The organism is Cellulomonas iranensis NBRC 101100 = JCM 18110, assembly GCF_001552375.1.
GTDB lineage: Bacteria > Actinomycetota > Actinomycetes > Actinomycetales > Cellulomonadaceae > Cellulomonas > Cellulomonas iranensis.
Genome location: NZ_BCRB01000095.1, coordinates 1 through 13,016, shown reverse-complemented (window position 1 = coordinate 13,016; position 13,016 = coordinate 1). Strand labels below are relative to the sequence as shown.

Sequence of the window (13,016 nt, the reverse complement as noted above, 5' to 3'; positions counted from 1 at the left end):
CGGGTGCGGTCGCGCTGGAGCTCGAGCCGGACGGCGGCACGCCGCTCGCGTGGGGCGTCACGCTGACGGTCGCGCAGGCCGACGGCGACCTGGTGGCGGTGCTCGACCCCGTGCCGGTCAACGGCCGGGCGAAGGACCGCACCGTCCGGGAGGACCCGGCCGCCGCGCGCGGCTGACGCGGCGCGCGGGACGTCCCGCACCCCGCACGCGCGGGACGCGTCAGGGGGCGCGCAGCTGCAGCCGCTCGCGCAGCGCGAGGCCGATCCGCAGCGCCAGGCGGACCGGTGCCTGGTACCAGTGCGCGTACCGGCGCTCGAGGTACTGACGGGCGCTCGCGTGGTGCGCGCGGATCATCGGTGCCGGCCGGTCGCGCCAGGAGGTGCCGCCGACGTGCGTCACCTGCACGTCGGGGACGTACAGGTTCTCCCAGCCGGCGCGCCCGAGACGCTCGCCGAGGTCGACGTCCTCGAAGAACATGAAGTACGACTCGTCGAACCCTCCGACCTGCTCGAACGCGCTGCGGCGCAGCAGCAGGCAGGCGCCCGACAGCCACCCGGCCTCGCGCAGGTAGCCGCCCACGGACTCCTGGCGCGCGTGGTACGCGCGGGTCCACGGGTTGCCGGGCCACACGCGGCCGAACAGCGCGTGCCCCGCGCCCTGACGCAGCGACGGCAGCGCTCGGGCGGACGGGTACATCGTGCCGTCGGTGTTGAGGAGCATCGGCCCCAGGGACCCGGCACTGGGCTGCTCGTCGCCCGCGGCGACGAGGCGGTCCAGCGACCCGGGGGTCCACTCGATGTCGGAGTTCGCGACGACCAGCCACGGTGCGCCCGCACCCGCGGCACCGCGGTTCGCCGCTGCGCCGTAGCCGAGGTTGCGCCCCGGCACCAGCAGCCGACCGCCGGCCTCGTCGGCGGCGGCCTGCGCGACGGTGTGGTCGGTGCCGTTGTCGACGACGACGAGCTCGACGGGGTGCGTCGACGCGCCCGCGAGCGTGCGGACGAAGCGGACCAGCTCTTCGCCGGGGTGGTAGACGACGCAGACCACGCGGACGCGAGGGGCCTCGTCGTCGGCGGGGTGGGCCGGGGCGGGACCGGGAGAGGGCGGCGTGCTCATCGTCCGCTCACCTTAGTGCGCGCAGCTCAGTGCCCGTCGTCGTAGCCGGGGTCGACGTCCTGCGGGCTGCGACCGAGCAGGTCCGCGACCTGCTCGACCACGACCTCGTGCACGAGGTCCGCGAGGTCGTGGTCGTCGTTGGCGCGCGCCTCGACGGGGCGGCGGTACACCACGATCCGCGGGGGCAGCCCGGCGTCGGCGGGGAAGTACCGACCCAGCGGGACGCCGCCGTGCTCCCAGGGCGCGGGGTTGGACGGCGGTACGTCCTCGACCGCGAACTCGGCGCCCTCGAGCTCGCGCGCCCAGCGGCGCTCGAGGTCCTCCACGGTGTCGAGCACGAGGTCGTCGAAGCGCTCCGCGCGCGTGCGGTACGCGGGCACGCCCAGCGGCAGCACGGGACCGCGGGGCCCGCGCCCGCGGCGGTCCCGACGCCGAACGGCGACCGCGGGGCGGCCGAGGGGTGCGGGGTCGTCGGTCCCGGCACCGTGGCGCCGCCCTGCGGGCGGCCGCGAGCCGTCGGGCGGGGCGGGGCGCTGCGGGCCGGACGGACTCACGTCGCCACTCTAGCCAGCGGCCCGGTGCGACGCGGCGACGGCCGGCCGGGGGGAGCGGCACCCGGGTCGCGCGCCGCCCGACACGCGGCCCCGACGCGCCGCACCGGGTGCGTGCCGGGGGGTACGGTCTGCACGTGAGATCCGTCCGGCAGTGCTCGCGCACGGCGTGCCCGCACGCTGCGGTCGCGACGCTCACCTACGTCTACGCCGACTCGACCGCGGTGCTCGGGCCGCTCGCGCAGCACGCCGAGCCGCACTCGTACGACCTGTGCGTGGAGCACGCCGAGCGGCTCACGGCTCCCCGCGGGTGGGAGGTCGTCCGGCTGCTGCCCGACCTGCAGGCGGCGGCCCCGAGCCACGACGACCTCGTCGCGCTCGCCGAGGCGGTGCGCGAGGCGGGGCGCCGGCGCGCACCCGACCCGGTGCCGGACCTCGCACCGGCCGCACCCGCCGGCGTCGACGCCGCCCGCCGCCGGGGGCACCTGCGGATCGTGCCCGGCGCCGCGACCGACGGCGGCGCGTGAGCGCGCCCCGGGGCCGCCGGCCGCCGCCCGACGAGCCGCTGGGCTCCGTCGTGCGGCCCGTGGTGGACGACTCGGCGACGGCGCCCGCGTGCCACCGGTGCGCCGACACCGACCTCACGCGTGTGCGCGTCGCGCTGCCCGACGGTCGCCCCGCGGTCTTCGCCGCGTGCGCCGCCTGCGAGACGACCGCCTGGTACGTGGTGGGTGGCGACGGCAGGGCGCTGGGGCCCGACGGCACGCCCCGCTGAGCCCGAGGCCGCTGAGCCCAGGCTGCTGAGCCGGAGGTCGCGCGCGACGTCAGCGCGAGGAGTCGGTGAGCTCCGGCGTGAGGCCGGCGTCGCAGCGGACCGCGTCGGCCGCGATGTCCTCGAGGCGCAGGCGCGCGCGCCAGCCCAGCGCGGTGCCTGCCAGCGTCACGTCGGCGACCACGCTGACCGGGTCGCCGGCGCGGCGCGCCACGACGTCCACCCGCGGCTCGACGCCGAGCACGCGGGCGACCGCCCGGACGACCTCCAGGACCGTCGAGCCCTCACCCGTGCCGAGGTTGACGACCGCGGGCACGTCACGGCCCGAGCGGAGCGCGTCGAGCGCGACCACGTGCGCCTCGGCGACGTCCACCACGTGCACGTAGTCGCGCACGGGCGTGCCGTCGCGCGTGGTCAGACCGCCGCCGAACACCTCGACCGCGCGGTCCGCGCGCAGGCGGTCCAGCACGATGGGGACGAGGTTGGACGTGCCGCGGTCGGCGAGCACGGGCCGGGCGGCGCCGGCCACGTTGAAGTAGCGCAGGCTGGTCGCCGCCACGCCGTGCGCCCGCGCGTGCGCCTCGAGGAGCCACTCGCACGCGAGCTTGGACGTCCCGTACGGGTTCTCGGGGCGCGGGGGCGTGCTCTCGTCCACCGGGGCGCCCGCGGCGTCCGGCGTGCCGTAGACGGCGGCCGTCGAGGACAGCACGACGGTCCTGGCGTCCGCCGCCGTCGCGGCGTCGAGGACGTTGGCCAGACCGGCGACGTTGTCGCGCAGGTAGCGCGTGGGGTGCGCGACGGACTCGTCCACGCGCTTGCGCGCCGCGAGGTGGACCACGGCGTCGACCTCGTGCTGCCGGAAGGCCGTCGCGAGCGGGGCCACCTGCGTGGGGTCGGTGACGTCGATGCGCGTCAGCGGCAGCCCGGGAACGCGGTCGGCGTCACCCGTGCTGAGGTCGTCCACCACGAGCACGTGCTCACCGCGGGCGCGCAGCACGTCGACCACGTGGGCACCGATGTACCCGGCCCCTCCGACCACCGCGACAGACACGCGTGCCACTGTAGCCGGGCGCCCGGGACGGGTGCCGCGCCGTCGGTCGGGCGGGCCGGGCTACGATCGAGCCGCCGACCACCCGAGGAGACCGCACGTGCCTGGAGACCGAACGACCGCGACCGATCTCGAGCCCTGGGCGCGCGCCCTGCTGCGGTGCCCGCTGACGGGCGCCGAGCTGGTCGACGCCGTCGCGGCGGACGGCTCGCCCGTGCTGCGGTCGACGGACCCGGAGCGGCCCGTGGAGTACCCGGTGCTCGACGGCATCCCCGTGCTGCTGGTCGACGAGGCACGCCCCGTCTGACGGCGCACGGACGACGTACGCACGACGCAGGCCGGCACCCCGCAGGGTGCCGGCCTCCGTCGTGCGCGGGTGCGTCAGACGCCCGCCTTCTCCTTGAGGTCGTCGACGAACGTCGGGTTCGCCTCGAGCCACGCGGCGACCGCCGACTTCTCGTCGGCGTGCTCGTCGGAGTTGAACATCATGTTCTCGAGCGAGAACAGCTGCTCGTCGGTCAGCGTGAACGCGCCCACGAGCTTGGTGAGCGTGGGGTAGCGCTCCTCGAAGTCGCCGGAGCCGAAGGTGTGGATCTGCTCGGCCTCGCCGAGCGCACCCTTCGGGTCCTCGAGGTCGCGGATCGGGAACGCGTCGTACGCCCAGTGCGGGCGCCACAGCGTCACCGCGACGTTCTGGCCCGCATCGGTCGCCCCCTTCAGCTCGGCCAGCATCGCGGGCGTCGACGACGTGACGTAGTCGAGGCCCTCGAGGCCGTACTCCGGGATCACGGCGTCCTGGGTCACCTGCGTGAGGCCGGCGCCCGCCTCGATGCCGACGAGCCGGTTGCCGTACGCGTCGCCCATGGTCGCGAGGTCCTCGAGCGTCTGGGCCGGGGAGTCCTCGTTGACGGCGATCGTCAGCTTGGCGTCGTCGTACCAGACGCCGAGGTCCGTCAGGTCGTCGCCGTACTTCTTGAAGTACGACTCGTGCGTCAGCGGCAGCCAGGCGTCGAACATCAGGTCGAAGTCGCCGCCCGCGAGACCCGTGAACAGGATGCCGATGTCGGCGGTCTGCGTCGAGACGTCGTAGCCCTCGTCCTCGAGGACCGCCTGCCACAGGTGCGACACGGCGATGCCCTCGTCCCAGCCGGACGGGATGCCGATCGAGACCTTGGTCTCGTCGGAGCCGTCCCCGGTCGCGTCCGGGGTGGCACCGGCGTCGGCGTCCGACGCGCAGGCGGCGAGCGTGAGGCCGAGGACGGCAGCGGCGGCTGCGGCCACGGTGCGGCGGCGGGCGGTGGAGCGCGAGAGTGCGGGAGTCATGCTTCCTTTCGTGGCGGCGGCACGGTGCCGTCGCCGGGGTGGGAGGGGTCGTGCAGCCCCGCGAGGGGGCCGGATCAGGCCTTCGCGGCGGCGAGGGCCCGGGACACGGGGGACCGGGTGCCGAGCGCGGCGGTCACGCGGTCGAGGAACATCGCCAGGATGACGACCGCCAGCCCGGCCTCGAAGCCCAGCGCGACGTTGACGCGCTGCAGGGCTGCGACGACGTCGGAGCCCAGGCCGTCGGCGCCGACCATGCCGGCGATGACGACCATCGAGAGCGCGAGCATGATGACCTGGTTGACGCCCGCCATGATCGTGGGCAGCGCGAGCGGCAGCTGGATCTGCCGCAGGATGCGCCCGGGCGTCGAGCCGAACGCGTGCCCGGCCTCGACGACCTCGGGGTCGACCTGGCGGATGCCGAGCTCGGTGAACCGCACGCCGGGGGCGAGCGCGAAGATGACGGTCGCGACGATGCCCGGCACGGGACCGGTGAGGAAGATGACGACCGTCGGGATGAGGTAGACGAACGCCGGCATGGTCTGCATGAAGTCGAGCACGGGGCGCACGACGGCTGATACGCGGTCGTTCCGCGCGGCCCAGATGCCCAGCGGCAGGGCGATCGCGAGCGCGATCGCCGACGCGAGGATCACGAGCGCGAGCGTGTCCATCGCGTTGCCCCACTGCCCGACGGACGCGATGACGACGAAGCCGACGAGCGAGCCGACGGCCAGGCGCCAGCCCTTGGCGAGGAACGCGAGGCCTGCGAGCACGAGCGCGACGGCCCAGAACGGCGGGCCGGACAGGACGACGTCGAGCATGTCGTAGATGCCGACGAGCACGTCCTTGATGAACGAGAACAGCGGGCGGAACGTGTCGGTGACCCACGCGACGCCGCCGTCGACCCACTGGCCGAGGGGGACGCGGGGCACGAGCGTGTCGGTCATCGGGCACCTCCCGCGGTCGTGGCGTGCGCGTCGACGGCGTCGAGCACCTCGGCGGCGGGCGCGGCGTCGGTGGGTGCGTCGACCGGGGCGTCGTCGTCCGTGGTCCCGGTCGTCTCCGGGGGGACCATCGCCTCGAGCAGCGTGACGCGCGGCACGACGCCGACGAGGCGGCCGGCCTCGTCGGTCACGGGCACGGGCAGCGCGGACTCGGCGGCGGGCGCGAAGACGTCCGCGAGCGCGGTGTCCGGGCTCACGGGGGCGACGCCCTCGTGCACGAGCCCGTCCATCGTCTCGCGGCCCGCGCGGACGGCCGCGACCGCGTCCTCGTCACGCACGATGCCCGTGAGCCGACGCTGCCGGTCCACGACGTACGCGGCCGACACCTGCGCCTCGCGCATCGTGCGGCTCGCCTGGCGGGGTCCGCCGGCGTGCGGCACGACCGCGCGCGGCGCGACCATGACCGACGACGCCGTGAGGACGCGCGTGCGGTCGACGTCCGCGACGAACTGCGCGACGTAGTCGTTGGCGGGGTCGGACAGGATCTGCTCGGCCGTTCCGGTCTGCACGATCCGGCCGTCGCGCATGACGGCGATCCGGTCGCCCAGGTACATCGCCTCGTTGAGGTCGTGCGTGATGAACACGATCGTCTTGCCGAGGTTCTGCTGCAGGTCGAGGAGCTGGTCCTGCATCTCGCGGCGGATCAGCGGGTCGAGCGCGCTGAACGCCTCGTCCATGAGCAGGACGTCGGTGTCGGCGGCGAGCGCGCGCGCCAGGCCGACGCGCTGGCGCATGCCGCCCGAGAGCTGCGAGGGAAGCGAGTCGCCCCAGCCCGACAGCCCGACGAGCTCGAGCGCCTCGCCGGCGCGGCGCCGGCGCTCGGTGCGGTCGACGCCCTGGATCTCCAGCGGGTAGGCGGCGTTGTCGAGCACGGTGCGGTGCGGCAGCAGCGCGAAGTGCTGGAAGACCATGCTGACGCGGCGGCGGCGCAGGTCACGCAGGCGCCGGTCGTCGACCGTCGCGAGGTCGTCGTCGCCGATCATGACGCTGCCGGCGGTCGGCCGCCACAGCCCGTTGAGCATGCGGATGAGCGTCGACTTGCCGGACCCGGACAGGCCCATGACGACGAACGTCTCGCCCGACTCCACCCGGAGGTCGGCGTCGATCACGGCGGCCGTCCCGAACGGTCGGACGTCCTCGCGGGTCGCGCCTTCGCGCAACCGGCGGACGGCCTCGTTCGGGCGCCGTCCGAAGACCTTGAACACGCCCTCGGCGCGTAGTGCTGTCACATCCACCTCGTGCGTCCACGGGCCCGGGCCGTGCGCTGCGCGCTCGGCGTCCGCGGGGCGCGCTGGGCGCTCCGCGGTCTCGGGCCCTCCACGGCAGCTCCCGGCCCGCTCGTGCGGGCACAGCCGTCCCGGCACGTGGTGACGGGAGCGAGGACGCCACAGGGCGCACCTCGGGAGCCGGTCCCGGCCGGTGGACCGGGACCGATCCACCCTGCCCGCCGTGCTCGGATGCCGCAAACGTGCCCTTGGTCGGATGTCCGGGTCCTCCGGGGTCAGGATGCGTCAAAGAGATGGCAAAAACCGCATGTGACCAGGGGACTCGTGCAGGCTGGGCGTCGTTATCGAATCGTGATCGAACGCACGCGCCGAGAGGTGGGCGCGTCGGCGGTCCGACCCTCAGGACGTGACGGGGATCACGCGCCCGGTGCCGTGCAGGTCACACCTCGGGGTCGGGGACGCCGTGCGGCAGCCGTCGCAGCAGCACCGCCTCCGCCTGCTCGCGGCGCACGCGCTCGAGCTCGACCAGACCCTCCCGGCGGCCGCGCTCCGCGAGCACCGCGGCCAGGAACGCCTCGGGGTGCGTGCCCGCGGGCGGCGGCGGGCTGACGAACGGCTGCAGGTCGCCCGCGAGCCGCACGGCGAGCTCGGCCCGCGACGCAGGGTGCAGCCGCGGCGCACGCGCGACGAACTGCCGCACCGCGAGCGCGAGCCCGTCGGGCAGGCGCGCGACGTCCGCGTGCGTCGCCCAGCCCGCCAGGTGCGGCGGCATCACCGCGGACCCCGTGTCGGGCCGCGCCGAGCGCACGCGCGAGCCGTACGTCCCCGCGAGCACGTCACCCACCCGCTTGCCGCGCGGGTGGAACAGCGAGCACAGCAGCGCGACCGAGCCGGCGGTCAGCCACAGCTCGCCCACGCCCGTCAGCGCGCGCACGAACGCCTGCCGGAACGTGATCGGGCCGCCGTCGTCGCGCACGATCCGCACGCCCGCGACCAGCTTGCCCACCGACCGCCCGCGCGTGAGCGTCTCGACGGTCGTCGGCAGCACGAGCGTCACGACCGCGACCGCGACGATCCCGAGGACGCGTCCCGAGTGCTCGTCGAGCGGGACGTCCAGCCCCCCGAGCGTGAGGATCGCGGCGATCCCGGCGACGAACAGCACGACGAGGTCGACGATCGCCGCGAGCAGGCGTGACGCGACCGACGCCGGCCGGGTGTCCAGCACGACGCCCTCGCCGATGACGACCCCGTCCTCCAGGTGCGTCGCGCGTGCGGTGGCTGCCACCCGCGCAGACTAACCGGCGGCACGTCGGCCCCGCGCGCACGCCACGGGTGGCAGGCTGGGGGCGTGGACCTCGACGCGTACACCCGGGCCCGCACGCCCACCTGGCAGCGGCTCGACGAGCTCACGCGGCGTCGCTCGCTCACGGGCGCCGAGGCCGACGAGCTCGTCGCGCTGTACCAGGCGACCGCGACCGACCTGTCCGCCGTGCGCTCGGCGGCGCCCGACCCCGCGACCGTGACCCGGCTGTCGCACGGTCTCGCACGCGCCCGGGGCCGCCTCGCGGGGACCCACGCGCCGTCCTTCGGCGAGGTCGCGGCGTTCGTGACCGTCCGGCTGCCCGCCGCGCTGTACCGGGTGCGGTGGTGGACCGTCGGCGTGACCGTCGCGTTCCTCGTGGTCGCGGTCGCGACGGGCGTGCTCGTCGCGACGTCGCCCGACGCGCTCGCGCTCATGGGCACGGCGGCCGAGCAGGAGGCCTACGTCAACGAGGCCTTCGAGGCGTACTACGCGCCGGGCGCGGGCTTCGCGGCGATGGTGTGGACCAACAACGCGTGGATCGCGGCCGTGTGCGTCGGCACCGGCATCACCGGCCTGCTGCCCGCGTACATGCTGCTGACGAACGCCGTGAACGTGGGTGCGGCGGGCGGGCTCATGGCCGCGCACGGGCGGCTCGACGTGTTCCTCCAGCTCATCGCGCCGCACGGGCTCCTCGAGCTCACCGCGATCTTCGTGGCCGGCGCCGCGGGGCTGCGGCTCTTCTGGACGTGGGTCGACCCCGGCCCGCGCCCGCGCGGACGCGCGCTCGCGCAGGAGGGACGTGCGCTGTTCACGGTCGCGCTCGGGCTCGTGGGCGTCCTCGCGGTGTCCGGCCTGGTCGAGGGGTTCGTCACCGGCACGGCGCTGCCCTGGCCGCTCAAGGTCGGCGTCGGCGTCGTCGCGCTCGCGGCCTTCTGGGCGTACGTGCTCGTGCTGGGCCGGCGCGCCGTCGCGGCGGGGGAGACGGGCGACCTCGACGCCGACCGCGCGGGCTACGCGGTCGCCACGGCGGGCTGAGCCCCTCACCGGCCGTCGCCGGCACGGACGAGCCCGCGTCAGCCGGTCAGTCGGTCAGCCGCACGGCCCACGCGTCGGCGTCGTCCGCGACCAGCCGGACCGCCCGCTCGCCCTCCGCGAGCACGTCGCGCCGCTCGGTGCGCGTCAACGGCTCGAGCGGCTGCACCGTGAGCGTCGCGGTCGTGCGGCGTGCACCTCGCGCACCCGTGACGGTGCGCGCCACCTCCCACGTCGCGCGCACGCGCCCGTCGACCAGCACCGCCGCCGGCATCCGCCCGTTCGGGGTCTGCAGACGCGTGCGGTGCGCGTCGTCGATCACGCGCGTGCGCTGCGCGTGCGACAGCCACAGGTCGTCGAAGTCGGGCAGCAGCCGCACGGGAGCCGGGACGTCGGGGTCGGGACGCGGCGCGTCGGGCAGGTCGAGCAGCTCGCGCACGCGCCCGCCGGGCCGCACCGGCGCCGCGGGCACCACCACGAGCCGGTCGCGCAGCGCGTCGACCACCGGGCGCAGACCCGTGAGCCCCGACCACGCCTGCACGTCGGCGACGCTCGCGGGGCCGTAGGCGGCGAGGTAGCGCAGCACCACCGCCTCGAGCGCGCGGCCGCGCACGGCGTCGTCCGCCAGGTCGCCCGCCGCGGCCACCGCGTCCGGCACCCACGCGTCGAGCGTCGTCCACGTGGTGGGCGCCGAGCGGCGCCACAGGCCGCGCGGCGTGACCTGGACGAGCGGCAGCAGCGCGCGGGCGAACGCCGACAGGTCCTGCGGGTGCGCGTCCGGCCACGAGCGGGCGAGGTGCGCACCCAGGTCGGTCGTGACGCGCGGCTCGGCCCGCACGTACGCGGCCGCGACCTCGCGCAGCCGCTCGAGGTCCGTCGCGTCGGCCGACGCGCGCCGGCGTGCGTTCGCACGCAGCTCGCGCGCCATCACCGGCAGCGCGAGGGCCGCGAGCACCGGCGCGTCCCGCGCGGTCACCAGGTGCACGGTCGAGCGCTGGCACGCGATCCGCAGCACCGTGCGGTCCAGCAGCGCCGCGTCCAGCGCGGCGGTCGTGAACCCCTCGACCCGGCTCCACAACCCGAGGAACGGCGACCACGGGTTCTGCGCCTGCAGGCCGAGCAGGTGCGCCACGACGTCGGGCAGCGCGTCGGACGTGCGCGTCAGCAGGTGCTGGCGCGCGAGCAGCGCGCGGTTGAGGCCGCGGTCGTCGAGCACGGGACGACGCTAGCGGCGACCACCCACGTCCCGCCTACAGCCGTCCCTGGGCCTTGAGCGCGAGGTACGTGTCGGCGAGCCGTGGCGCCAGGTCGTCCGGCAGCGCCTCGACCACCTCGACGCCGCGCTGCCGCAGCCGCGCCCCGACGGCCGCCCGCTCGAGCGCCGTGCGCTCGGCCGCCGCGGCGTCGAACACCTCGTCGACCGTCGAGCGCGCCGCCCGCAGCTGCTCGAGCTCGGGGTCCGCGACCGCCGCCAGCACCACCTGGTGCCGACGCGTCAGGCCCCCGACCACGTCGAGCAGCCCCTGCTCGACGGACGCCGGGTCGAGCGACGTCAGCAGCACCACGAGCGCGCGCCGGCTCAGCCGCGAGCGCACCTGCCCGACCAGACCCGGCCAGTCGGTCTCCACGAGCGCCGGCTCGACCACCGCGAGCGCGTCCGCGAGCGCCGGCAGCACGCGCGACGCGTGGCTGTCCGCGACACGGGCACGCACCCGGCGGTCGTACGCGACGAGCTCGACGCGGTCGCCCGCGTGCGCCGCGAGCACGCCCAGCAGCAGCGCCGCCTCGACCGACGCCTCCAGGCGCGTGCCGTCGAGCACGCGCGCCGCGCTCGTGCGGGACGTGTCGACCACCAGCAGCACGTGCCGGTCGCGCTCGGGGCGCCACGTGCGCACCACGACCTCGTCGCGGCGGGCCGTCGCGCGCCAGTCGATGGACCGCACGTCGTCGCCGTCGACGTACTCGCGCAGCGAGTCGAACTCGGTGCCGCCGCCGCGGACCTGCACGGCCGCCCGCCCGTCGAGCTCGCGCAGCCGGGCCAGCCGGGACGGCAGGTGGCGCCGCGACGCGAACTCGGGCAGCACACGCAGCCGCCCGGGCACGTCGAGCGAGGCCTGCCGCCCCGCGACGCCGAGGGGGCCGACCGTGCGCACCGTGACGCTGCCGGCCTCGGCGTCGCCGCGGCGCGTGGGGACCAGCGTCGTCGTGACGCGGCGGGCCTCGCCGGGGGGCACGTCGACGCGGTGCCGCGGCGTGCGCGCACCCGTCGGGGCGTCGCCGCCGGGCAGGGTCGACGGCGGCCACGCGTCGCGCACCAGGACGCGCGCCGTGCGGCGCCCGACGTTGCGCAGCGTCAGCACCGAGTCGGCGGTGCCGGTCAGCCGGACCGACGCCGGCAGCCGCCGGGACACGGCGAGCTCGCGCGGCGACGCCGCGAGGGTGACGTCGACCGCGCACAGGGCCGCCACGACGACGGCCCACGCGACGACCGTGATCGGTGCCGGCAGCAGCGCCACCGGGACGAGCCCGGCGAGCGCGACCAGCACCGCGCGGGAGGTCAGCGCCACGGGTCAGCGGGGGACCGGGACGGACGCGAGCACCGTGTCGAGCACGGTCTCGGCGGTGACGCCCTCGATCTCCGCCTCGGGCCGCAGCTGCACGCGGTGCCGCAGCGTGGGGTGCGCGAGCGCCTGCACGTCGTCGGGCGTGACGTAGGAGCGGCCCGAGAGCCACGCCCACGCGCGCGACGTCGCGAGCAGGGCCGTCGCGCCGCGCGGGGACACCCCGAGGCTCAGCGACGGCGACGTGCGGGTCGCGCGGCACAGGTCGACGACGTAGCCGACGACCTCGGGCCCGACCTGCACGCGCGCGACCTGCTCGCGGGCGCGTGCGAGCGCGTCGGCGTCCGCGACGGCGCGCACGCCCGCGGCCCGCAGGTCCCGCGGGTCGAAGCCCGCGGCGTGGCGCGTCAGCACCTCGACCTCGTCGGCGCGCTCGGGCAGCGGCAGCAGCAGCTTGAGCAGGAACCGGTCGAGCTGCGCCTCCGGCAGCGGGTAGGTGCCCTCGTACTCGACCGGGTTCTGCGTCGCGACGACCACGAACGGGTCGGGCAGCCGGCGCGGCTGGCCGTCGACCGTGACCTGACGCTCCTCCATGGCCTCGAGCAGCGACGCCTGCGTCTTGGGGGGCGTCCGGTTGATCTCGTCGGCGAGGAGCAGGTTCGTGAAGACGGGGCCCTCGCGGAACGAGAACTCGGCCGTCCGCGCGTCGTACACGAGCGAGCCCGTGACGTCGCCCGGCATGAGGTCGGGCGTGAACTGCACGCGCGTCGTGCCGAGCTCCAGCGCACCCGACAGCGAGCGGACCAGCAGCGTCTTGGCGACGCCCGGGACGCCCTCGAGCAGCACGTGCCCGCGGCACAGCAGCGCGATGATGAGGCCCGTGACGGCGGCGTCCTGCCCGACCACCGCCTTGCCGACCTCGGTCCGCACCGCCGCGAGCGCCGTGCGCAGGTCGTCGCCGGGGGCCGCGGCAGGGGCGGGCGGTGCGACGTGCGCCGGCGGGGTCGGGGAGGCCGGTGCCGGGGCGGGCGACGGCGCGGCCGTCGGCGGCGCGTACGGCGAGGCGTCCGCGGGAGGCTGCGG

The 13,016-nt window shown here is 76.2% G+C and carries 14 protein-coding genes; 4 read left to right on the top strand and 10 right to left on the bottom strand.

What is annotated here, in order from left to right:
* Nucleotides 1–219 precede the first annotated feature (219 nt).
* Nucleotides 220–1,116, bottom strand: coding sequence for a glycosyltransferase family 2 protein (locus tag CS2_RS15700; protein ID WP_070320685.1), 897 nt, complete (start codon nucleotides 1,114–1,116; stop codon nucleotides 220–222).
* Between the two features lie 26 nt (nucleotides 1,117–1,142).
* On the bottom strand, nucleotides 1,143–1,670 hold the full coding sequence (locus CS2_RS15695; RefSeq protein ID WP_167748796.1) for a metallopeptidase family protein: 528 nt from the start codon (nucleotides 1,668–1,670) through the stop codon (nucleotides 1,143–1,145).
* A 134-nt stretch (nucleotides 1,671–1,804) separates the two neighbouring features.
* Here CS2_RS15695 and CS2_RS15690 point away from each other — a divergent pair, with 134 nt between their 5' ends.
* Together CS2_RS15690 and CS2_RS15685 are read left to right on the top strand one after the other, a co-directional pair.
* A complete protein-coding gene (locus CS2_RS15690; RefSeq protein ID WP_070320687.1) occupies nucleotides 1,805–2,194 on the top strand; it encodes a DUF3499 domain-containing protein in 390 nt (129 codons plus the stop codon).
* Nucleotides 2,191–2,442, top strand: a complete 252-nt coding sequence (locus CS2_RS15685) for a hypothetical protein (RefSeq protein WP_070320684.1) — start codon at nucleotides 2,191–2,193, stop codon at nucleotides 2,440–2,442. Before CS2_RS15690 ends, CS2_RS15685 begins: the two co-directional genes overlap by 4 nt.
* A 49-nt stretch (nucleotides 2,443–2,491) precedes the next feature.
* Here CS2_RS15685 and galE read toward each other — a convergent pair whose 3' ends face one another.
* The gene (galE, locus tag CS2_RS15680) at nucleotides 2,492–3,490 is read right to left on the bottom strand and encodes a UDP-glucose 4-epimerase GalE (RefSeq protein ID WP_070320686.1); all 999 of its coding nucleotides are present in this window, start codon (nucleotides 3,488–3,490) and stop codon (nucleotides 2,492–2,494) included.
* A 97-nt stretch (nucleotides 3,491–3,587) separates the two neighbouring features.
* Between galE and CS2_RS15675 the strand changes: the two genes are divergently transcribed.
* Nucleotides 3,588–3,794 (top strand): Trm112 family protein, encoded by a 207-nt coding sequence (locus CS2_RS15675; protein ID WP_070320683.1) that lies wholly within the window; start codon nucleotides 3,588–3,590, stop codon nucleotides 3,792–3,794.
* 74 nt (nucleotides 3,795–3,868) lie between these two features.
* On the opposite strand, the gene CS2_RS15670 is transcribed toward CS2_RS15675, so the two are convergent.
* The 4 genes from CS2_RS15670 to CS2_RS15655 all read right to left on the bottom strand — a co-directional run bounded on the left by CS2_RS15670 (nucleotide 3,869) and on the right by CS2_RS15655 (nucleotide 8,322).
* Nucleotides 3,869–4,810 (bottom strand): glycine betaine ABC transporter substrate-binding protein, encoded by a 942-nt coding sequence (locus CS2_RS15670; RefSeq protein WP_070320682.1) that lies wholly within the window; start codon nucleotides 4,808–4,810, stop codon nucleotides 3,869–3,871.
* A 74-nt stretch (nucleotides 4,811–4,884) separates the two neighbouring features.
* Nucleotides 4,885–5,754, bottom strand: coding sequence for an ABC transporter permease (locus tag CS2_RS15665; RefSeq protein WP_070320681.1), 870 nt, complete (start codon nucleotides 5,752–5,754; stop codon nucleotides 4,885–4,887).
* Nucleotides 5,751–7,046, bottom strand: coding sequence for a quaternary amine ABC transporter ATP-binding protein (locus tag CS2_RS15660; protein WP_156442167.1), 1,296 nt, complete (start codon nucleotides 7,044–7,046; stop codon nucleotides 5,751–5,753). Before CS2_RS15660 ends, CS2_RS15665 begins: the two co-directional genes overlap by 4 nt.
* A 430-nt stretch (nucleotides 7,047–7,476) precedes the next feature.
* Nucleotides 7,477–8,322 carry an RDD family protein gene (locus tag CS2_RS15655; RefSeq protein ID WP_233421220.1) on the bottom strand — a complete coding sequence of 282 codons (846 nt, stop codon included), beginning with the start codon at nucleotides 8,320–8,322 and terminating at the stop codon, nucleotides 7,477–7,479.
* Nucleotides 8,323–8,385: 63 nt separating this feature from the next.
* Here CS2_RS15655 and CS2_RS15650 point away from each other — a divergent pair, with 63 nt between their 5' ends.
* Nucleotides 8,386–9,375, top strand: a complete 990-nt coding sequence (locus tag CS2_RS15650; protein ID WP_070320679.1) for a stage II sporulation protein M — start codon at nucleotides 8,386–8,388, stop codon at nucleotides 9,373–9,375.
* 46 nt (nucleotides 9,376–9,421) lie between these two features.
* Here the strand turns inward: CS2_RS15650 and CS2_RS15645 are convergent, their stop codons facing one another.
* The 3 genes from CS2_RS15645 to CS2_RS15635 form a co-directional block, all read right to left on the bottom strand.
* The gene (locus tag CS2_RS15645; RefSeq protein WP_070320678.1) at nucleotides 9,422–10,588 is read right to left on the bottom strand and encodes a winged helix DNA-binding domain-containing protein; all 1,167 of its coding nucleotides are present in this window, start codon (nucleotides 10,586–10,588) and stop codon (nucleotides 9,422–9,424) included.
* Nucleotides 10,589–10,622: 34 nt separating this feature from the next.
* Entirely contained in the window at nucleotides 10,623–11,939 is a 1,317-nt protein-coding gene (locus tag CS2_RS15640; protein ID WP_070320677.1) for a DUF58 domain-containing protein, read from the bottom strand.
* Between the two features lie 3 nt (nucleotides 11,940–11,942).
* On the bottom strand, nucleotides 11,943–13,016 hold a 1,074-nt coding region (locus tag CS2_RS15635), incomplete at its 5' end, for an AAA family ATPase (RefSeq protein ID WP_070320676.1).

Bases quoted from the DNA above. Each gene is read 5' to 3' on its own strand.
- CS2_RS15700 (WP_070320685.1), bottom strand. From the start codon at position 1,116: ATGAGCACGCCGCCCTCTCCCGGTCCCGCCCCGGCCCACCCCGCCGAC.
- CS2_RS15670 (WP_070320682.1), bottom strand. From the start codon at position 4,810: ATGACTCCCGCACTCTCGCGCTCCACCGCCCGCCGCCGCACCGTGGCC.
- CS2_RS15665 (WP_070320681.1), bottom strand. From the start codon at position 5,754: ATGACCGACACGCTCGTGCCCCGCGTCCCCCTCGGCCAGTGGGTCGAC.